The organism is Acinetobacter sp. ANC_7654 (genome assembly GCF_056779855.1).
The window spans coordinates 1-20,337 of sequence record NZ_JBWYIR010000008.1 but is presented as its reverse complement, the minus strand read 5'-3'; the positions used below and the strand labels follow the sequence as shown (position 1 = coordinate 20,337).

General features: G+C 39.8%; 18 protein-coding genes and 1 pseudogene. 10 read left to right on the top strand and 9 right to left on the bottom strand.

Features of this window, described 5'->3' with window-relative positions; genetic code table 11:
- Positions 1 to 185 precede the first annotated feature (185 nt).
- Both AC1M86_RS09715 and AC1M86_RS09710 read left to right on the top strand, forming a co-directional pair.
- On the top strand, positions 186 to 473 hold the full coding sequence (locus AC1M86_RS09715) for a hypothetical protein (protein ID WP_035264045.1): 288 nt from the start codon (positions 186 to 188) through the stop codon (positions 471 to 473).
- 43 nt (positions 474 to 516) lie between these two features.
- Entirely contained in the window at positions 517 to 1,983 is a 1,467-nt protein-coding gene (locus AC1M86_RS09710; RefSeq protein ID WP_481607853.1) for a S8 family peptidase, read from the top strand.
- 64 nt (positions 1,984 to 2,047) lie between these two features.
- Here the strand turns inward: AC1M86_RS09710 and AC1M86_RS09705 are convergent, their stop codons facing one another.
- Positions 2,048 to 3,343 carry a serine hydrolase domain-containing protein gene (locus tag AC1M86_RS09705; protein ID WP_092767411.1) on the bottom strand — a complete coding sequence of 432 codons (1,296 nt, stop codon included), beginning with the start codon at positions 3,341 to 3,343 and terminating at the stop codon, positions 2,048 to 2,050.
- A gap of 249 nt (positions 3,344 to 3,592) precedes the next feature.
- Here AC1M86_RS09705 and rpsO point away from each other — a divergent pair, with 249 nt between their 5' ends.
- The 3 genes from rpsO (at position 3,593) to AC1M86_RS09690 (ending at position 7,531) form a co-directional block, all read left to right on the top strand.
- A complete protein-coding gene (rpsO, locus tag AC1M86_RS09700) occupies positions 3,593 to 3,862 on the top strand; it encodes a 30S ribosomal protein S15 (RefSeq protein ID WP_035264047.1) in 270 nt (89 codons plus the stop codon).
- A 242-nt stretch (positions 3,863 to 4,104) separates the two neighbouring features.
- Positions 4,105 to 6,192 carry a polyribonucleotide nucleotidyltransferase gene (gene pnp / locus AC1M86_RS09695; RefSeq protein ID WP_180028184.1) on the top strand — a complete coding sequence of 696 codons (2,088 nt, stop codon included), beginning with the start codon at positions 4,105 to 4,107 and terminating at the stop codon, positions 6,190 to 6,192.
- 106 nt (positions 6,193 to 6,298) lie between these two features.
- Positions 6,299 to 7,531 (top strand): magnesium transporter CorA family protein, encoded by a 1,233-nt coding sequence (locus AC1M86_RS09690; protein ID WP_035264110.1) that lies wholly within the window; start codon positions 6,299 to 6,301, stop codon positions 7,529 to 7,531.
- 82 nt (positions 7,532 to 7,613) lie between these two features.
- Here AC1M86_RS09690 and AC1M86_RS09685 read toward each other — a convergent pair whose 3' ends face one another.
- From AC1M86_RS09685 to AC1M86_RS09660, 6 genes and pseudogenes are all read right to left on the bottom strand, one after another.
- Complete coding sequence (locus AC1M86_RS09685) at positions 7,614 to 7,877, bottom strand: HP1242/YdcH family protein (protein ID WP_035264053.1); 264 nt, start codon at positions 7,875 to 7,877, stop codon at positions 7,614 to 7,616.
- Between the two features lie 76 nt (positions 7,878 to 7,953).
- Positions 7,954 to 8,280 (bottom strand): annotated as a pseudogene (locus AC1M86_RS09680) (chaperone modulator CbpM).
- Positions 8,277 to 9,200, bottom strand: coding sequence for a DnaJ C-terminal domain-containing protein (locus AC1M86_RS09675; RefSeq protein ID WP_481607852.1), 924 nt, complete (start codon positions 9,198 to 9,200; stop codon positions 8,277 to 8,279). Before AC1M86_RS09675 ends, AC1M86_RS09680 begins: the two are co-directional and overlap by 4 nt.
- A 153-nt stretch (positions 9,201 to 9,353) precedes the next feature.
- The gene (hslO, locus tag AC1M86_RS09670) at positions 9,354 to 10,229 is read right to left on the bottom strand and encodes an Hsp33 family molecular chaperone HslO (RefSeq protein ID WP_092767221.1); all 876 of its coding nucleotides are present in this window, start codon (positions 10,227 to 10,229) and stop codon (positions 9,354 to 9,356) included.
- A 50-nt stretch (positions 10,230 to 10,279) separates the two neighbouring features.
- Entirely contained in the window at positions 10,280 to 12,160 is a 1,881-nt protein-coding gene (locus AC1M86_RS09665; RefSeq protein WP_481607851.1) for a monovalent cation:proton antiporter-2 (CPA2) family protein, read from the bottom strand.
- Between the two features lie 110 nt (positions 12,161 to 12,270).
- Positions 12,271 to 14,493 carry a primosomal protein N' gene (locus tag AC1M86_RS09660; RefSeq protein ID WP_481607850.1) on the bottom strand — a complete coding sequence of 741 codons (2,223 nt, stop codon included), beginning with the start codon at positions 14,491 to 14,493 and terminating at the stop codon, positions 12,271 to 12,273.
- Positions 14,494 to 14,645: 152 nt separating this feature from the next.
- Between AC1M86_RS09660 and gspF the strand changes: the two genes are divergently transcribed.
- The 3 genes from gspF (at position 14,646) to AC1M86_RS09645 (ending at position 16,949) form a co-directional block, all read left to right on the top strand.
- On the top strand, positions 14,646 to 15,851 hold the full coding sequence (gene gspF, locus AC1M86_RS09655) for a type II secretion system inner membrane protein GspF (protein WP_035264068.1): 1,206 nt from the start codon (positions 14,646 to 14,648) through the stop codon (positions 15,849 to 15,851).
- Positions 15,852 to 15,909: 58 nt separating this feature from the next.
- Entirely contained in the window at positions 15,910 to 16,335 is a 426-nt protein-coding gene (gene gspG / locus AC1M86_RS09650; protein ID WP_228143111.1) for a type II secretion system major pseudopilin GspG, read from the top strand.
- Between the two features lie 281 nt (positions 16,336 to 16,616).
- On the top strand, positions 16,617 to 16,949 hold the full coding sequence (locus AC1M86_RS09645; protein ID WP_481591450.1) for a hypothetical protein: 333 nt from the start codon (positions 16,617 to 16,619) through the stop codon (positions 16,947 to 16,949).
- Between the two features lie 63 nt (positions 16,950 to 17,012).
- On the opposite strand, the gene lnt is transcribed toward AC1M86_RS09645, so the two are convergent.
- The gene (gene lnt, locus AC1M86_RS09640) at positions 17,013 to 18,572 is read right to left on the bottom strand and encodes an apolipoprotein N-acyltransferase (protein WP_481607849.1); all 1,560 of its coding nucleotides are present in this window, start codon (positions 18,570 to 18,572) and stop codon (positions 17,013 to 17,015) included.
- Complete coding sequence (locus AC1M86_RS09635) at positions 18,569 to 19,408, bottom strand: HlyC/CorC family transporter (protein WP_092767211.1); 840 nt, start codon at positions 19,406 to 19,408, stop codon at positions 18,569 to 18,571. Before AC1M86_RS09635 ends, lnt begins: the two co-directional genes overlap by 4 nt.
- A 200-nt stretch (positions 19,409 to 19,608) precedes the next feature.
- Between AC1M86_RS09635 and tusA the strand changes: the two genes are divergently transcribed.
- Together tusA and AC1M86_RS09625 are read left to right on the top strand one after the other, a co-directional pair.
- Positions 19,609 to 19,866, top strand: a complete 258-nt coding sequence (gene tusA / locus AC1M86_RS09630; protein ID WP_035264077.1) for a sulfurtransferase TusA — start codon at positions 19,609 to 19,611, stop codon at positions 19,864 to 19,866.
- A gap of 107 nt (positions 19,867 to 19,973) precedes the next feature.
- A partial coding sequence (locus AC1M86_RS09625) for a phage late control D family protein (protein ID WP_481607848.1) occupies positions 19,974 to 20,337 on the top strand: 364 nt, incomplete at its 3' end.

Genomic DNA, 20,337 nt, shown 5'->3' with positions numbered 1-20,337 from the left:
TAAAAATATAAATAACAGAATCATAACTAAAATATAAGAATCTACAGCGCAAAAAAGGCCCTATGACTTGTCATAGGGCCTTTTTTAACCGTTTATCTCAATCTTAATTTTTAGGCATCTTTATACTTGTTTTGACTTAACGATTCTATTAAAGTGAGTAAAAATTATCACTTTACAAAAAAACCATGAAAAAATTCATAATTTTAATCATTTTGGTGAGTGTTGTTCTGTTTGGGTTGTATAAATGTTTTAAGCCTGCAGATCAAAACACTTCCTCAGTCGCTCAGATTGATTCTCTATCTGCTCCTGAGAGTGGACAGCAAACGCCAATATCGCCTAACGAAGATCAAGTCGAAGATTTAAATGAGTCTGAGAAGATGCCTGTTACTGATTCTCCAGATTTAGTAGATCCGAAGAGCGATTTTTCGATTAAGCCTATTGATCCAGAAACTGATCCAGCCAATCAAGTGTAATTTTTTACCCTGCGCACTAAAAACATAACAACGGAGAACAATTATGTTTAAAACTTTATCATTAAGCGCATGTTTGAGTGTTTTGATGGTCGGTACTGCAATGGCTCAAATGAGTCCTGTAGCAGCTAACGCTAAATTGAACAATCAGGCAAAACAAAAAGTGTCGAAAGGTGGTATTAATCTGTCGGCATTATTGAACAACAGTTCAAATGATCTAATCGTTGAATATCATATTGACATTAATCATTTAGAAAATAATCGCGCTCAACTTCGTGAACATCTTGCTCAAAAGAAGCAATCGATTCAATCGAACTTTAAGCGTTTAGGTGGTATTCAATTACTACGCGATTATAATGCCTTACCATATAGTTTTCATCGCGTTCAAAAGCGTGACACGCTCGTAAGCTTATTGAATGACCCGAATGTAAAAGCAATTTATCCAAATAATATTTCTTATACGACAGCATCTCAAAGTCTACCATTAATTGGTCAAGTGCCTGCAGCTGCGCAAGGCTATACTGGTGCAGGGACAACAATTGCTATCTTAGATACAGGTATTAATTACCACCATTCAGACTTTGGTAATTGTACAGCGCCAGGTGTACCATCATCCACTTGCAAAGTTTCGGATTCTATTGAAATTGCTCAAGAAGACGATACATTAGAATTAGATGTTAATGGACATGGAACTAACGTTGCAGCAATTGCTTCTAAAGTTGCACCAGATGCAAAAATTGTCATGCTTGATGTGTTCACCGGCAGTACAGCTAGAACTGGTGGTGGCGCAACCGATTATGACATAATTGGTGCCTTGAACTGGGTAGCGAACCATGCCCAAAGCAAAAACATTAAATCAGTAAACTTAAGCATTGGTAATGGACGTAGTTATTCCTCAACTTGTACTAGTTCCGTACTTACAGATTCTTTTTCGAAGTTGAGAGGCTATGGGGTATTACCAGTAGTTGCATCTGGCAATGATGGCCATCTGAGTGGTATATCCTATCCAGCATGTACTGCGGGTGCAGTCAGTGTAGGGGCAGTTTATGATGCTAACGTAGGTTCGATTGCATTTAGCAATTGCTCTGACAGTGCAACTTATAGCGACAAAGTAACGTGTTTCAGTAACTCGAGTCGTAATTTAACTTTATTGGCGCCTGGTTCACGTATCACCGCTGGCGGATATACAATGGATGGTACTTCAATGGCTGCACCTCACATTGCTGGTGCTGTTGCTGTGTTACGTGCGAATAATGCTTTCCCGAATGAATCTCTGGATCAAATTGTTGCACGTATGACGTCTACGGGAACTTTGGTTACGGATCATCGTAACTCAATTCGAACACCTCGTTTGAATTTAATTGCTGCGTTAAATGGTGCTCCATCTACTCCAGCACCACAACCCCCTGTTATTGACCCACCTGTAGTGACGCCAACTCCTACGCCAACACCAACGCCAGCACCAAAACGTAACTGTCGTACTTTCTTTTTTGTGACAATCTGTAGTGGTTAATTAATAGCTAATAGATGAAAACTTTAAAAAAAGGCATCTAAATGATGCCTTTTTTACATTGATATTAAACACGTTCAGTTTCAGATTGATCAGTTCCAAATAACGCGCGTCTTTTTTCCTTAGGAATACTTGGGCATTGGTTGGATATTTGATATAGCACTTTTGCTAAAGCGGCTAAATGTGTGCCTAACACAGATTTCCCTGTATTTAAGAACGATACACTGATATCCCGTTGAGGATCTGCCCAACATAAAATATTCGAGAAACCTAGATGACCAAAAGCTTGTCCAGTATTTGGGCCAAATACACCGATTGGATTACTGCCTAACATCGGACCAAGTGCATAACGCATAGGTGCTAAAAGGTTACGGTCTATTGTTGTATTGGATGTAGGGAGTGTTGCTCTGAAAACCGTTTCTGAATTGATAATTTGCTGGTCTTGATAACGACCACCATTGAGTAACATTTCAAAAAAGCGATTGGCTTGTTCAGCACTGGTGTAAATATTTCCTGCAGGACAGACGGTATCCATAAAACGGGGATCATTGGTGACATCCACTGCCAGTTGCAGTCCTCCGCCTAATACACGATTGAGATATAGGTCAGTCCCCAAAACAGGGTGAATCCCAGTTGGATAATTTTTTGCAACTAAATGACGTAGTTCTGGTTTTAAACCATAGTTGAAGAAAGGTAAATTCATTGGTTTTTCAATATGTTCGTGCAAGTAATCACGAATATCTTGTCCTGTTACACGTTCAACCAATTCTCCTAAAATATATCCAGCAGTTACAGCATGATAAGAGAGTTGCGAGCCTACGGGTGCAATCGGTTTTGCTGCATAAAGATGCTCCAGGATCCCTTGACGATCAAATAAAAGCTCTGGAGTGACCTCAGTTTCAATTTTAGGAATACCGCCACGGTGTGATAACAAATGAAATATGGTGGCGCGTCGTTTACCGTTAACACCAAACTCTGGAATATAGCGACTCACTGGATCAAGTAAGTTAATTTTCCCTTGTTGATCTAACAAATGCACTAACATGGCATTAACGATTTTAGAGGCAGAAAACATACAGACCGGTGTTTCTGGTGTCGCAACTTTAGAAGGGTCTGTTTGATAGTTTGGACCAAGTTCTGTGTAACCAATACTGCGATTAATTAATATCTGACCCTTGCGACGTAAACACATACTGATCATTGGATGATTGCCAGTACGATAAAGTGCTTCAACACTGTGCCAAATTTTATCAATTTGCTGTTGCGTCATTCCCCCAAGTTCTGGCGCAACTTCGTCTTTATGACGAGTGATCGTAGTTAAGTCTTTTGGTGCTATGCACGTATTTGTAGAGAGTAATTTCACGTTCATTCCATGTTTCATTGTTTTTATAACAGGCAAGTTTGCCCTGCCAAAAAACAAAAGTCAGTATCTTTAACGACATGAATTGATGATTGTTTCTGCCAGAAGTTATTGAGCGGATAATTTTGCTTTTTGAGGGGGGTTCCTTTAAAATAGCACGCTGCTGTAGTGATGCACGGCAGTCAATTCCGCTTTGAAGAGCGTCATTGATTTGTATCAAATACTTTTAAATAAGCATCTCGGAGAAATCGAATGGCTTTAACAAACGCAGATCGCGCAGAGATCATTGCTAAATTTGCTCGCGCTGAAAACGACACTGGTTCACCAGAAGTTCAAGTAGCTCTTTTATCTGCTCAAATCAATGACTTACAAGGTCACTTCAAAGAGCACAAACACGACCACCATAGCCGTCGCGGTCTTATCCGTATGGTTAACCAACGTCGTAAGCTTCTTGACTACCTTAAAGGTAAAGATGCTACTCGTTACAGCGATTTGATTGCTGCTTTAGGTTTACGTCGTTAATTCGATTTAAACTTTATTTTCGGATTATTGCATGTTGAATGCTGTATTGCTGAAAACTAAAGGCGATCTAGTTTCGACTAGATCATGGGGAAGGGGCGAATAGTTTCGCTCCTTCTTTGTGTTTAAAAATAGTGTTTCTAGTGAGGTCGGCTTCTAAGCTTTGTCATTTAAAACCTGTGTTGTGAATGCCAAACCTTAGGGGTCTCCACTAGAATAAAATCAGGAAAAAATAGAACATGTCGATGTTTAATATTATTCGTAAAGAATTCCAATTCGGTCAGCACCAAGTTGTGCTTGAAACAGGCCGTGTGGCGCGTCAAGCAAATACAGTAGTGATTACCATGGGTGGTGTGACTGTATTGGTTGCTGTTGTTGCTCAACCGACTGCGAAAGCAGGTCAAGACTTTTTCCCATTGACTGTTAACTACCAAGAAAAACAATATGCTGCAGGTCGTATCCCAGGTGGTTATGGTAAGCGTGAAGGCCGTGCATCTGAAGCTGAAACTTTAATTTCACGTTTGATCGACCGCCCAATTCGTCCGTTGTTCCCAGAAGGTTATTACAACGAAATCCAAGTGACTGCGACAGTTGTATCATCTGACAAAACAATGGAAGCTGACATTGCTGCAATGTTAGGTACTTCTGCTGCACTTGCAATTGCAGGTACACCTTTCCGTGGTCCAATTGGTGCTGCACGTGTCGGTTTAATCAACGGTGAATACGTTCTTAACCCAAGCCACGAACAACTTGCTCAATCTGATCTTGATCTTGTCGTTGCGGGTACTGAAGCTGCTGTACTTATGGTTGAATCAGAAGCGAAAGAACTTTCTGAAGACCAAATGTTGGGCGCAGTTCTTTTTGGTCATGACGAAATGCAAATTGCAATTCAAGCAATCAAAGAATTCGCAGCAGCAGCGGGTGCAACAGAGTCTACTTGGACTGCACCAACTAAAAATGAAGAACTTCAAGCAAAATTAAAAGAAGCATTTGAAGCGAAAATCTCTGAAGCATACACGATTGCGGTTAAGCAAGACCGTTATGCAGCACTTGATGCACTTCATGCTGAAGCAATTGCGCAATTCGTTCCTGAAAATGATGAAACAGGTATTGCTGATGAAGTGAACGAATTATTTGAAGACCTTAAATATCGTACAGTTCGTGACAATATCTTGTCTGGTAAACCACGTATTGATGGTCGTGATACTAAAACTGTTCGTGCAATCGACGTACAAGTTGGCGTGTTAGATCGTGCGCACGGTTCTGCATTGTTCACACGTGGTGAAACTCAAGCGTTAGTAACGACGACTTTAGGTAATACACGTGATGCATTAATGGTGGATACCCTTGCAGGTACGAAGACTGATAACTTCATGCTTCACTACAACTTCCCTGCATACTCTGTAGGTGAAACTGGTCGTGAATCTGGTCCTAAACGTCGTGAAATTGGTCATGGTCGTTTGGCACGTCGTGGTGTTCAAGCAGTTCTTCCACCAGCTGATCGCTTCCCGTACGTGATTCGTATCGTATCTGACATCACTGAATCGAATGGTTCGTCTTCAATGGCGTCTGTGTGTGGTGCTTCTTTATCACTTATGGATGCAGGTGTTCCACTTAAAGCGCCAGTTGCAGGTATTGCAATGGGTCTAGTGAAAGAAGGTGAACGTTTCGCAGTTCTTTCAGACATTCTAGGTGACGAAGATCACCTTGGCGACATGGACTTTAAAGTAGCAGGTTCTGCAAACGGTATTACTGCACTTCAAATGGACATCAAGATCGAAGGTATTACTGAAGAGATCATGGAAGTTGCATTGAATCAAGCGTATGCAGGTCGTATGCATATCTTGAATGAGATGAATCAAGTGATTTCACGTGCTCGTCCTGAAATCTCAATGCACGCACCAACATTCCAAGTGATCAGCATCAATCCTGATAAGATCCGTGACGTGATTGGTAAAGGCGGCGCAACTATTCGTCAAATCACTGAAGAAACCAAAGCAGCGATCGATATCGAAGATAACGGTACAGTACGTGTATTTGGTGAAACTAAAGCAGCGGCAATGGCTGCAGTAGCGAAAATCCAAGCGCTTACAGCAGAAATTGAACCAGGTACAATTTACACAGGTAAAGTCATTCGTATCGTTGAATTCGGTGCGTTCGTCAATATCCTTCCTGGTACTGATGGCTTGCTTCACATTTCACAAATCTCGAACGAGCGTATTGCGAATGTGACAGACGTTCTTACTGAAGGTCAAGAAGTTAAGGTACAAGTTGCGGATGTTGATAACCGTGGTCGTATCAAACTTACAATGAAAGACATTGAACAAGCTTAATCATTTAAGCTAATTCTAAGCCTTGTGTGGTGCTTCGTTTAAACGAGTGTTACACAAGGCTTTTTTTATGGCATGATCAAAATGTTCTCATTTAAAAATAACTAAAATGCAAAAGTTTAATTATTATTATCATCAAGGTGACGGGTATATTTATCTGAGTGAAGAATTATCGACTGATGTTGATGCAGAATTTATATGGTTGAGTTTTGAACGCCACGAATTGATTCAAAATACAGAGACGTGGCAACGATATATTTTTGAGAACACTGGAATTCTGTTGAACGAATTTCATCTTAAAGATATTCAAAACCTTGAGCATCCTTGCGTATTTGATGCATTGGATGATTATGATTTGTTGATCTTTAAAAAATTAATCACCCCAGATGACCACATACAAATTCAGAATGGTCATTCAGCTGAACAACAAACTGCGGACATTGTTACAACGCCGGTAAGTTTTGTCATGACATCAAATGTTTTAATCACAGTGCATGAACGAGGTAATCGTGTATTTGAAACATATCTTGAAAGAGTGCAGGCGATTCAAACACGACCTATAGAGCAACAAAATATTCCACGAAAATTAGCACAGAGCCCTGTAGATATTGTGCTTAGATTACTGAATATGATGGTGGATGGCTATTTAGGTTTACGTGTGCCACTAACCAAACGTGTGGAATTTTGGCAAAGAGAACTATTACAAGGAAATCAAAAATTTAATCGATGGAATCAACTGCTGCAAGAGATCACCGCTTTTCAACAAGTTGAAAATTTGTGTGAAGAACAGGTTGAATGCCTACAGGAATTAAGAGATGAAATTGTCGAAAATTATCATCATATTAAAGCTAAACGTAAGGCAGAGAAGCAAAATTTAATGCTCGTCCGAATGGATGATTTAATTAGCCATATTGAAAGAATACAAAAGCACAGTGTTCGATTAAACCATGCAGTACAAGCCGCTATCGATTTGCACTTTTCAGCAGTGGCCAATCAAACCAATGAAAATATGAGAATTTTAGCAATTATCACCGCTGTATTTGCACCACTGACTCTTCTTACAGGTATTTACGGAATGAATTTTGAATTTATTCCAGGATTAAACTCACCGCATGGCTTTTGGTATATGCTCACAGCCATGTGTGTGACAACACTTTTGTTAATTTGGTATTTTTATCGTAGACAAATGGTCGGGCGCGGTGAAAAAAGTGTGATGGAATTGTTGGCTCAACAAAACCAGCAGCAACAACTCGGTTTGTTTGCATTTTTGGAGTATGAACCGATTCAAAAAACATTGAAAGGTACGCTCCGAGAAATGGGACGTTGGACTCGATTAAAATAGTCAACGTCACATAAGGCACTTATGCTTTAAGTCAGAATGATAAGTGCCAGATTCACCGTTATTTTATAATATTAAATTGAAATTACTGAGTAAGGTTCGTCTGCGCTTGTTTGAGCAAACGATACATTTCATCTTTTAATTTAAGTTTTTTTCGCTTTAGAAACTCAATATCATCATTAATTACATTAACTGGATTTAGTTCCAAATGCGTAATTTCATGATCTAGCGTTTCATGTTCCTCGAAAATTTTAGCGAAGTGAGGGTTTTCTTCTCTTAAAGGCTGAATAAGTTCACGGAACTCAGGGAAAAGGTTTTTCAGCTTTTTATTGCATTCTTTAACTTTCATTGATGGTTTAATCCTTTCATTCTAATCAATAAAAAATAAATGCATGTAACAGTACATGCATTTATGTGGGCTTGCTTTATTTGAAGTATTTCACTTGCTTGCGCAATTGTTGTACTTCATCTATCAGATCCATCATCATGGCGACGGCAGGGAGACTTGCTTCAAAATCCCGTTTCAAGCGATAAGCTCTCCGTGCTCGAGTAAGTTCTTCACCAAAAAATTGATGGATTTTTTGCTCAGAACGAGCAGGTAGAATCTCATATTCAAGTAATTGCAAAACCTATTCAGGACTTTGTCCGCATGCTTGGGCAAAATGCTTTAAATCAAAAATACATTGGTCATCAATGATTTCAGCCTCTAAATATCCATTTTTGTACACTTCTCGGTACTGAATCGTTGTCATGATTCACCTCCTTCATCACGAGGGTTGAAATGTGTAAATGCTTGAGCAAATTGCTCATATGCCTGTTTTTGCTGCGGGGATTCTGCTCTTGGATAAACAATATTCAGGATTAGATAAAGGTGTCCCGGGGGGGAAGAGGGAATCCCTTTTTCTTTAATACGGAGTTGTTTGCCATAAATTGTATGTTGAGGAATGCTGACTTTAATCTTTCCAGAGGGGGTTTTTAGCTCGATGTCTTGGCCTAAAGCAGCTTCCCAAGGACTAATGTTAATGTGATAGTAAATGTCTGCCTGATCGACATATATGCTGTCAGTGGTTTGATAATGGATCTGTATATAAAGATCTCCATTTTCACCGCCCGATAAACCAGCTTGTCCTTGACCTTTGAGTCGAATTTGTTGACCGTTTTTTATTCCTTTGGGGATTCTAATTTCAAGGGTTTTTCGCTGAACTTCAGGTTGTCCATATGCATTAAGAGTGGGTATACGCAATTGGATGGATTGAGTGACACCTTCAAAAGCGACTTGTAAGGGCACTTCTATACTGGCATGTTGATCTTCACCACGAATCGGCTGGGATTTATATTGGTGTGAGCGCTGTGCATAACCTCCACCAAAACCTGTTCCAAAACGCCCAAACAAATCTTCAAAGCCAGAAAATTCATGATTTGTATGGTTTTCACTATCCGAGAAAGGAGACTGACTATTCAACTGATCGAGTTGTTGATCGTACTCTTGTTTTTTTAAAGGATCACTTAATGTGTCATAAGCCGTATTAATTGCCTGCATTTTTTTTTCGGCATCAGGTGCTTGACTGATATCGGGATGGTATTTCCGAGCCAGTTTTCGATATGATTTTTTTATTTCCTCAGGACTCGCATCGCGATCTAGTCCGAGTTCCTCATAATAATTATTTGCCATTAAGCAAAAATAACCGTTGATTAACTTTTAATCATTATGAGCAGACTTTCGAAGACTACAATATGTTCAGATGGTGAATAATTGTTTCAATTTCTTACAACAAAAAAAATCAGCAAGTAAAACTTGCTGATTTTCGAAGAGAACTGTTTAGGATTAACTGAGGTGCTCGCCGAATAGACCAAGAGCTTCTTCAGCAGTAAATCTGTATTGAGTGTTACAGAATTGACAGTCCATGGTAATAGGGTTCTGTTGTTCTAAAATTTCACGCACAGATTCAGCACCCACCTGAATTAATGCTGTAGAGCAACGCTCTTTAGAACATGTACAGCCAAATTGAAGTTGTTCAGCTTCAGGTAGTCTGACTTCTTCTTCATTATATAAGCGATACAAAATTTCTTGCGCATCCAGCTCAGTAAGTTCATCTGTTTTTAAGGTTTCAGTGAGCATGGTTAGACGAGGCCAGATATCTTCATCAACCTTTTGCTGCTCTTCATCATTGTTACGCGGTAATAATTGAATCAAAAGACCACCAGCGCGTTGAGCAGTACTAGCTAAAACGATCTTGGTTGGGATTTGGGCAGATAAATCATAATACTGCATGAGGCATTTAGCTAAATTCGGCTGATCTAAAGGCACGATACCCTGATAGCGTTCGCCAAATTCAGGTTCAATATTAATAAATAAAACTGGACTGACCAAAGTTTTCAGAACGATGCTGCTGTCTGATGCTTCTTCAAAACGTGGATCAGCTTCATATTCAGCTAATCCGCGTACTTCACCGAGGTGATTACATTCAGCCATAGCCCATTTTAAGGTGCCAGAAGCTTGAATTTGGAGGCTAATACGTCCCTTAATTTTAAGTGTGCTGGCCAACAATGCAGTCGCACTGAGCATTTCGCCCAATAAAATTTGAATCGCAGGTGCATAGGCGCGTTGCGCTAAAATTGTTTTAAGCGCATCTTCAAGATGTACGACTTCACCACGAACAGGGCTGTTATCAATAAAAAAACGTTGACGTAAATCAGACATAAAATTCTCCAAATCCCTGTCTAGATGGTGACGATATTGTAAATCACAAGTTAAAATTCTTCATCTCGACAAACATTAATTTGGTTTTGCGAGTGCTTAGCGCGTCGTTCTATAGAACTTACTTCAGAATCAATGGTTTCATCTAAACTTTCTGAAAGTGGTTGATGTTGTTGAGCATCATTTTCAAAAATTTGTTCGAGTTCCGCTAAGAAATTTCGATAGCTTTCAAAGACTTTTTGATCATCCGTATAGATGCGTTGTTGCTCAGCTAATAGACGCTCATCATAGTCTCTAAATATTTCAATACTATGTTGAGCATGTTCTTGACTTAAACCTAACGCGGTTAAGGTGCGAAATGCCATACCGAGTGAAGATAGAAAAGTTTCACGCCAAATATGCTCAATGCCTAAGTCTTTAAGTAAATGCATATGATGTCGATCACGGGCACGGACGATGAGTTTGAGCGTTGGATAATTCAAACGTAAATGGCGAGCAATATTCATCGACATTTCCACATCGTCTACAGCAAGTACAAATGCCTTAGCATGCTCGATGCCTGCAGATCTCAATAAATCAGGGGAGGAGGCGTCTCCATAATAAATTTTACCACCGTACTTTCTCACAAAATCAATTTTTTCTAAATTATTATCAATGGCTGTAAAGCTGACATGATTGAGATAAGCAACGCGCGCCACTATTTGTCCGACGCGTCCAAAACCTGCAATGATTAATGTTGAATGAGTGTCTGGTAATGGGACATCTTCAGCGCTATCAGTCTTTCGATCAAGATATGGAATGAGCCATCGTTGTGCAAGCCAGAAAATGACAGGGGTGAGTGCCATCGAAATTGCAATGATCAGAATCGTAGGGGATAACACTGCTTGAGTAATTAAACCTTCGGTATTCGCAACAGCTAAGATCACATAAGCAAATTCTCCTCCTTGAGCAAGACAAATGGCAATCAATACACTGGTTTTGCATTGAAATTTAAAATATCGCGCGATTGCAACCATGCTTAATATTTTTATGATGATCAGCACGAATGCCCCACCAAAAATGAATAGCGGCTGATCTACGAGGAGATCAATCGGTGTCATCATGCCTACGCTCATAAAGAATAAACCGAGTAATAACCCTTTGAAGGGTTGAATGCTCGATTCCAGTTCATGGCGAAACTCAGAATCCGCGAGTAATACACCTGTCAGAAAAGCACCGAGCGTGGTGCTTAATCCGAGTATATCCATAAACAGAACAACCGCTAAAACAATAAAGAGTCCAGCAGCCGTAATGAGTTCCGTTGCACCACTCTGTACAATGAATCTAAAAAATGGTCGCATCACATAGCGACTAAATAAAAATAAGCCAGTAAACGTTGCAACAACAGCGGCAAAATAAGCAATACCATGATGTGTAGACTGATTTCCCGCGAGTAGGGGAATCAGGGCGAGTAAAGGAATAGCGGCAATATCTTGAAACAGTAAAATAGAGAAAGATTGCTGACCATGCGCGGTATTCAGCTGCTGCTTTTCTGCAAGTAATTGCATGACAAATGCTGTAGATGATAAAGCAAGGGCAAGACCAATTACGACACTAGCAGCAAGATGCTGTTGGAAGAACAGCCAAATGGTTGCGACAAGAATTATACCTGTGATCAAGACTTGAGCACTTCCAATCACAAATATAGAGTGACGCATATTCCACAAGCGCTGAGGGCGTAATTCTAGGCCGATTAAGAACATCAAAAAAATCACGCCGTACTCAGCTAATTTCATTAATGTTTCGGCATCATTGGTCACATTCAATGCACTTGGACCAAGTAATATTCCTGTAAACAAATAACCTAAGACTGTCGCAATACCAATTTTTTTTCCGAGCGGAACAAAAATTAATGCGGCAGCTAGAAAAATTGTGATTTGTAACAACAATGGCATTGGCCTTCCCTAAAGTGGAATGTTGGACTGATGAAATTGTAATCGTGTCTGCTTTAGCTGTGTAAATTTAATTCAGGTCTTCGACTTTGATAATTTAACTCTATTCATGATTAGCTTAGCTCTTGAGGATCTATATCAATACTGAGCTTCATCGTTGAAGGTTTTTGTTGAAGCACGAATGGCCACCATTCTCGTATATAGAAATGCATTTTTGCACGATCTGATGACAATAAAACCACATGTGCCTGATAACGCCCAGCCTTTCGCTCCATTGGCGCAGGAATTGGACCCCAAATCTCAATCAGCTCACCAGTATGTTGTTGGAGCGATTGTGTCATATTGGTTAAAAAATTGAGATTTTCTTCCTGACTACGCGATTCACAACGTATTAATGCTGCATAGCGCATTGGAGGGAGTAAAGCAGCTTGACGATCATGAAGTGTTTCACGAGCAAAAGCACGATAGTCTTTATTAATGAGCGTGTTGAGTAGAGGGTGATCAGGTCGTAAAGTTTGTAGATAAACCTCACCTTTTTTTTCACCTCGTCCTGCACGACCTGCAACTTGAACAATCAATTGGGCTGTTCGTTCCGTTGCTCTGAAATCAACACTGAGTAGGCCACTATCAATATCTAAGATTGCAACTAAGGTTACATACGGAAAGTGATGACCTTTGGCCAACATTTGCGTACCAAGTAAAATCATCGGTTTACTTTGATGAATTTGCTCGTAAATTTTTTGCCAACTCCCGACACGGCTCGTGGAATCACGATCTACCCTGACCACAGGAAAGTCTGGAAATAAAAGTTGTAAATTCTCTTCAACTTTTGCCGTGCCCATTCCAATAGGCTTCAAGGTGTGTTGCTGACAAGAGGGGCATTGATCAGGCAGTCGATTAATTGTCCCACAGTGATGGCAATGCAGGTGCTCATATGGTTTTTTATGAAGCGTAAAATGTGCATCACAATGGGGACAATTGGCTTGCCATCCACAGCTTTCGCAGATCAGGACAGGTGCATAACCACGTCTGTTTAAAAAGATCAGTACCTGTTCTTCTTGATTGAGTCTTTTTTGAATTTCTTTAATGAGTTGTTCGCTTATGCCATGCTGTTTTTGAGCAATCTTTAGATCAATTAAATGAATTTTAGGTAAGCTTGCACCTGCGGCACGTTCATCGAGTTTCAGAATCGTTAATTTTTTTTGCTCCACCAAATGATATGAGTCAATACTTGGTGTTGCTGAGCCAAGGACAATGGGGCATTGCTCTAAATAAGCGCGATAGAGAGCAACATCACGTGCATGGTAGCGAAAACCTTCTTGTTGTTTGAATGACAGGTCATGCTCCTCATCTAAGATAATGAGCCCTAAATTTGGCATGGGGGTGTAAATCGCAGAGCGTGTACCAAGAATAATGGAGGCCTTCCCTGTTTGAGCATATTGCCAAGCTTGGAGGCGCTTTGTGTCATTCAGTCCGGAATGCAACAAGACAATATTGCAGTGAAAGCGAGATTGAAATCGACTGATAGTTTGAGGGGTTAAGCCAATTTCTGGTACCAGTACCAATACTTGCTGACCTTTTTGTAAAACCTCTTGCATGACTTGCAAATAAACTTCAGTTTTTCCGCTTCCAGTTAAACCATCGAGTAAAAATGCTTGATAGCGATTTTGTGCTTTTAAGATGGATTGAATTGCTTTTTTTTGATCATCATTTGCAGTCAATGGCATTTGAGCCAGCTGTACAGGTTCAGGACTAAAGTCCTGCTGAATCAATTTACATTCGACGATTTCTTTCTTTTCAAGCGCTTTTAATGTTGCTGTTTCCACACCACTCAAATTCAGTATCGTCTCGGCAGTCCCTTGAGGGTGTAGCTTTAAAATTTTATAAGCCTCTTGTTGTTTTAAAGATCGAGCCACTTTCTTTTCAGCGTCTAAATTTAAAACTTTCCAAGAGTGAGCTAATAAATTATAGGGTTTACCCTGCCTTAAAAATGTCGGCAAAGTGGTATGCATGACTTCCCCAATGGGGAATTGATAATATTGAGCAGACCACTGCGCGAGCTGAATGATCGTATCATTGAGTATGGGTTGCAGATCCAAGATTTCAGTGATGGATTTCAGTTTGATTTTCGGATCTAATGGCGTTTCCGGTGCGATCTTTTCAAGTACGATTCCGACTAAGTTTTGACGACCAAACGAAACAAGAACACGGCAACCTATGTGTATAGTTTGGTATTGTTCTGCAGAAACTTCATAATCAAAACAATCATATAGATAAACTGGCACCGCGATGCGCACTCGATAAACAATTTGGCTTAATTCTGAAATATTTGTCATATATAGTCGTCAATCAATATGGTGAAAACTTATCGTGGATAACCAATGCTTGTGATAGAGTGTTCAAGTTGTTGCAAGTGATCAATATGAATGAAGAGAACGGTCTAAGGCAACTCTTAAGACATCATAATTAGGAAAATTAGAGCATTATCATGCCCGCATATCAATATACTGCCATCGATGCTTCAGGAAAGCAGCAAAAGGGTGTGCTAGAAGGTGATTCAGCCCGACAGATTCGACAACAGCTTCGGGATAAACAATGGATTCCAGTACAAGTTGATGCTGTAGAACAAAAAGACAAGCATCGAACTGGTGGTTTTTTTCAAAAAAAATTTACAGCTTATGACTTAGCTTTGATGACTCGCCAATTATCTGTATTAGTTGCAGCGGGGATCCCACTTGAGGAAGCATTAAGAGCAGTTGCCAAACAAAGCGAAAAAGCTCACGTGCAAAATTTGATGTTATCTGTACGATCAAAGGTTTTAGAAGGTCATTCATTGGCTCAAGGGATGCAACAATCTGGCAGATTCCCTGAACTTTATATTGCAACGATTGCTGCTGGTGAGCGATCAGGACACTTAGATCTTATTCTCGATCAATTGGCTGATTACACTGAAAATCGCTTCGCGATGCAAAAGAAGATTCAAGGTGCAATGATTTATCCTATTATTTTGATGTTGATGTCTTTTGGTATCGTGATGGGACTCATGACCTATGTAGTACCAGACATCGTTAAAACCTTTGACCAAAGTAAAGATGCGCTACCTTGGATTACGGTTGCTTTAATGAAAGCCAGTGATTTTATACGTCAAGCTTGGCCATTTGTATTGGTCGCGTCGGCGTTGGGATTCTTTCTATTGGTACGCTTTTTAAGGACTGCCGCAGGGCATTATGCTTTTGATCGTCTCACGTTGAAGTTGCCATTATTTGGAAAACTATCACGAGGTATTAATGCGGCCCGGTTTTCAAGTACCTTATCTATCTTAACGCAATCAGGTGTTCCTTTGGTCGACGCGTTGAAAATTGGTGCAGCAGTGAGTAGCAATTGGGTTATTCGAGATGCAGTCAATGTCGCGGCTGAAAAAGTCACAGAGGGTGGAAATCTGGCGACGCAACTTGAGCGCTGTGGTTATTTTCCACCGATGATGGTGCAAATGATCAAAAGTGGTGAAGCCTCAGGCGAGTTGGATCGAATGTTAGAAAGAGCTTCGACGATGCAAGATCGAGAAGTTACCACATTAATCTCGACATTATTGGCGTTGTTGGAACCACTAATGTTGGTGTTAATGGCTGCGATTGTATTGGTGATCGTGATTGCTGTCATGTTGCCAATCGTCAACATGAACAATATGATTTAAACAGATTCAATAAATTCTAATAATGAATGAAATAGCGAGTGAAAATATGCGAAACAAGATGAAAATGCGAAAACAATCTGGTTTTACCCTGATCGAAGTGATGGTGGTGATTGTGATTTTAGGTGTGCTGGCAGCACTGATTGTGCCTAATGTCATGGGTCGTGGTGAGAAAGCTAAGGTTGATACCACAATCATTACGCTGAAAGGTGTTGCAGGTGCATTAGATCAATACAAATTAGACAATAACCAATATCCATCGATGCAAGATGGTGGCTTGGATGCCTTAGTCAATCAACCAGCTTCAGCAAAAAATTGGTTACCTGGTGGTTATGTGAAGGGTGGTTATCCTAAAGATAGTTGGGATAATGATTTGCAATATGTGATCCCTGGTTCGGAAGGTCGTGCATATGATCTTTATTCATTCGGCGCAGATGGAAAGCAGGGTGGTGAAGGAAATGATGCTGATATCTTTTACACACCATAAATGAAAATCATTATTAAAAACCATTCATGGTATTAATCACTTCACTTAATCGAATTAATAAATATTGAGTGAAGTGATAATTTTTATTATTTGTAAATATTAACCCAAGTCATTGATAATTATAATGTTTACAAATAATTGGTTTTTGAGATTTATAATAAGAATTATTCCCATATTTAATGGTTACAAGAAACAGAAAATATGAAGAAAATTAGGCTTTTTATTTTAATTTTTCCCTGCATAATGGAGCCAACAGATTAGCTTGATAATAAGGGGGAATGATGAAAGCATTAATATTGTCAGATGAAATCAATTTATTTCATTGGACTGTGCTCAAGTCTGCACTGCTTATTTTGAGCTTATTGCCTATTAGTCATCTATTTATTGATCTTTGGTCAAATGCAGATGCAAGCAGTCAAATCATGATCGGATTTATGGCGATTAGTGTATTTAGTGCGATTACGATTTTAAGTTTTTATAGTGCACTTAAAGCATCTGTTTTGACGCTGTCTGATGTATCTTCAACATTTGAAGCGCTGCTCATTAAAATTTATCGATCTATTCCGATGTTGAGTTTGATGGCAATGCTGTCTTACCTCACAACACAAATTTAAAAAAACCGAGCATATTTGCTCGGTTTTTTTGATATAGAACGTATATTTGATTTGAACCAAGTGTTATCGACGAGATTTAAAACTGACATCGACAACACGTGGTCTAAAGAACCAACCCATCACCAATAAAATCAATGACAATCCCAATATTGGCCAATCACTGAATCTCGTATACCAAGTTTGCCCTTCCATTGCAGGTAGATCACCACGAAGAACCGCTTTTTGATCAATTGGGGCTTGGCTGACGATTTCCCCTTTGTGGTTGATAAAAGCAGTTACACCTGTATTGGTTGCACGAATAAACCAGCGTCCATTTTCTTTTGCTCGCATTTGTACCATTTGTAAATGTTGCCACGGACCAGCCGTACCCGTAAACCACGCATCATTTGAAACGGTGACGAGGAAATCACTATTTAGTGCATTGCGTCGGGTTAGGTTCGGATAGGCAACCTCATAACAAATCGCAGCAGCTAATTTGTGGTTGTGAATTGAAAAAGGAGCTTGATCCTGCGGACCACGTGAAAAACCGCTCATTGAAGGATCATTTTGAAGCGCAGGTAACACCCAACTTAACAGGCCAGACAGCGGAATATATTCACCAAAAGGAACGAGACGCTGTTTTTTATATAAGCCTGTAGCTTCATCACCAGATGCTATCATGGAGTTGTAATAACGCGGATAACCCAATGCCTTAGATTCATTTAAATCCCAATAAGGAATGCCTGTTACCCAAGCTGTGTTGGTACTTTTGGCTTGCTGATCCATTGCATCTAAAAATGGTTCAATATCTGATTGAAACATTGGGATAGATGATTCAGGCCAAACCACCAAGTCACGTCCCCATTCTGATCGTGTTAATTGTGCATAGATTTCAAGTGTCTTTACTTGATACTCAGTTAACCACTTTAAATCTTGAGGAATATTACCCTGGATTAAAGAAACGCTCAGCGGTGCAGATTTTCTTTCTTCAACAAAAGTTAAATGGGATGCGCCCCATGCACCTAGCAATACAATTGAAACTGGAATAGCCCAAAAGTAGCGTTTTCGTAGGAGTTCAACAAGTGCAGATGCAATGAGAATGACCACGAAAGAAACGGCAAATACACCAAATAAAGGTGCATAGCTATCTAAGAAGCGCTCTGTAAAAGCATAACCTGCAAATAACCAAGGGAAACCAGTAAATACCCAAGTTTTTGCCCATTCAAAGAATACCCATAAAGGGGCAAAAGTAAGTGGTGTTTCTGGAAAGAATCGACGATATATCCAAGTTTGTATTGCAGTAAATAGCCCCATCACCAAGGCCATAATCGCAATCATGATGACACTTAAAAATGCAGATGTATCACCATACACATGGATAGAGGTGTATAACCAGAATGCACCAACAAACCATAAACCAAAACCGTAAGCCCAACCGATGAGGAATGCTTGTTTAGGATTTCGCTTACTGAGTGTGGCATATAGCAATGCTGGCGATAATATTGCCAGCCACCACCAATAAAAAGGCGCAAGTGCGAGACTAAAAGTCGCACCTGCTGTTAAAGCAATAAGGAGTGGATAAATGAAAGGTAATGATTTTTGTTTTTCTGAAGGACTCAATAATTTTTGAAAATAGGCTCTCATTTACGCACAGCTCGAATCAGATGAATAGTACGGACATCTGCTTCCACAATGGTAAATTCCCAATCTCCCAATTCAATCACTTGGCCTTGAAGATCGCTGACTAAACCAATTTCTTGCAGTAATAGTCCACCCACAGTTTCCACTTCATCATCGGAAAATTCAGCATTTAAAACATTGTTAAAATGTTCAATTGGTGTAAGCGCTTGAACTAACCACGTGTTACTGCTGTTGCTGGTTTGATCTGGAACAATGAAATTGGCTTCTTCATCGACATTGTCATGTTCATCTTCAATTTCACCCACAATTTCTTCAAGAATATCCTCAAGTGTCACTAAACCCGAAGTAGAACCGTACTCATCAATCACAATCGCAATATGTGTTTGAGTGTTTTTTAGCATTCGGAGCACTTGATCAGAACGCGCGCTTTCAGGCACAAAGATCGGTTGGCGCATCAGCGAATGTACATTTACTTTCGAATCACGATCTTTTAAGAAAGGTAAGAGGTCCTTTGCCAAAAGGATACCAATGACGTTATCAGGTTGATCTGTTGAAAATACAGGGAAACGTGAATGTGCTGACTCGATGAGAACATCAAGAATATCCAATAACTCATCATCTTCTTGTAAGCTAACCATTGAAGTTCGTGGCGTCATGACTTCACGAATTTTAGTCGCTGGAAGGTCAAAGATTCCCTCGAGCATCGCTACTGTATCTGGTTCGAGTAGTCGACGTGAATCTTGTACAATTTTTAACAGTTCATCTCGGGTTTCTGGGGCTGTGCCTAACCATTTGCGTAAGCCACGCATACCCCACGATGTACCTGATTCCTCTTGCATGATCTTTCCTAAAGACTCTTCAATTGAAAAAATAAGTTTTAATCATACCGAAGAAAATACGCTTGTCTATTGGTAAAATTTTGATTCCTAATGATCTATTTGATCATAGACCACTGTATTTGGAGTCTTTTTCTGAATTTGGGAGTGAAAAGATTGAATTATGATAAAATAATCGCCCAATCTTTTAAGGGCGATATTGAATGTCTGATTCTCAAGTTCAACCTCAAATCCAGTTGAATACACGTGGTTTACGTTGTCCAGAACCGGTGATGATGTTACATCAAGCCATTCGTAAATCTAAGTCTGGTGATGTGGTGGAAGTATTTGCAACAGATAATTCAACTTCTTGGGATATTCCTAAATTCTGTATGCATCTTGGTCATGAATTGCTGTTGCAAGAAGAACGTTTAGATGACAATGGGAACAAAGAATTTCATTATTTGGTAAAAAAAGGTTAGCCCGTCGTGAATTAACGGTTGAAACAATTCATATCGTTTAAAATTGATTTTTTCGTGTACAATTTGGGTTAAGAATATCTAAATAATAATGATTAACTCATTTTGACATGAAGAATTTCATCAATAATATTCAGCGTACGATTGAACAGCTCGGCCTAACCGCCCAAAACAGAGCCCTCCACATCCAATTCAGTCATTCACAACTGAATAGCCAAGTCTTCCTACAACGCATTGATGGCAGCCATGTCCTTAACGAAGGCGTGCAAGCAGAACTCATCTGTCTCTCGACCAATGCCTTAATTCCACTCAAACAATTCATCGGCACACAAGTGACCGTCGATCAAGTCACTGATCAAGGAACCCTGTTTAGAACCACTGGTATCATCACCGAAGCCTCACAAGGACAAAGCGATGGGGCACTGACCCTCTACAAACTCACGCTCAACGATGCAACAAACTTGTGGCACAAAC

Excerpts from the sequence above, each read along its gene's own strand:
- AC1M86_RS09690 (WP_035264110.1), top strand. The coding sequence starts at position 6,299 with ATGCAAAAGTTTAATTATTATTATCATCAAGGTGACGGGTATATTTAT.
- AC1M86_RS09710 (WP_481607853.1), top strand. The coding sequence starts at position 517 with ATGTTTAAAACTTTATCATTAAGCGCATGTTTGAGTGTTTTGATGGTC.
- AC1M86_RS09660 (WP_481607850.1), bottom strand. The coding sequence starts at position 14,493 with ATGACAAATATTTCAGAATTAAGCCAAATTGTTTATCGAGTGCGCATC.
- AC1M86_RS09665 (WP_481607851.1), bottom strand. The coding sequence starts at position 12,160 with ATGCCATTGTTGTTACAAATCACAATTTTTCTAGCTGCCGCATTAATT.
- AC1M86_RS09715 (WP_035264045.1), top strand. The coding sequence starts at position 186 with ATGAAAAAATTCATAATTTTAATCATTTTGGTGAGTGTTGTTCTGTTT.
- AC1M86_RS09635 (WP_092767211.1), bottom strand. The coding sequence starts at position 19,408 with ATGCAAGAGGAATCAGGTACATCGTGGGGTATGCGTGGCTTACGCAAA.
- pnp (WP_180028184.1), top strand. The coding sequence starts at position 4,105 with ATGTTTAATATTATTCGTAAAGAATTCCAATTCGGTCAGCACCAAGTT.
- lnt (WP_481607849.1), bottom strand. The coding sequence starts at position 18,572 with ATGAGAGCCTATTTTCAAAAATTATTGAGTCCTTCAGAAAAACAAAAA.
- hslO (WP_092767221.1), bottom strand. The coding sequence starts at position 10,229 with ATGTCTGATTTACGTCAACGTTTTTTTATTGATAACAGCCCTGTTCGT.
- AC1M86_RS09675 (WP_481607852.1), bottom strand. The coding sequence starts at position 9,200 with ATGGCAAATAATTATTATGAGGAACTCGGACTAGATCGCGATGCGAGT.
- gspG (WP_228143111.1), top strand. The coding sequence starts at position 15,910 with ATGAAAATGCGAAAACAATCTGGTTTTACCCTGATCGAAGTGATGGTG.
- rpsO (WP_035264047.1), top strand. The coding sequence starts at position 3,593 with ATGGCTTTAACAAACGCAGATCGCGCAGAGATCATTGCTAAATTTGCT.
- gspF (WP_035264068.1), top strand. The coding sequence starts at position 14,646 with ATGCCCGCATATCAATATACTGCCATCGATGCTTCAGGAAAGCAGCAA.
- AC1M86_RS09685 (WP_035264053.1), bottom strand. The coding sequence starts at position 7,877 with ATGAAAGTTAAAGAATGCAATAAAAAGCTGAAAAACCTTTTCCCTGAG.
- tusA (WP_035264077.1), top strand. The coding sequence starts at position 19,609 with ATGTCTGATTCTCAAGTTCAACCTCAAATCCAGTTGAATACACGTGGT.
- AC1M86_RS09645 (WP_481591450.1), top strand. The coding sequence starts at position 16,617 with ATGAAAGCATTAATATTGTCAGATGAAATCAATTTATTTCATTGGACT.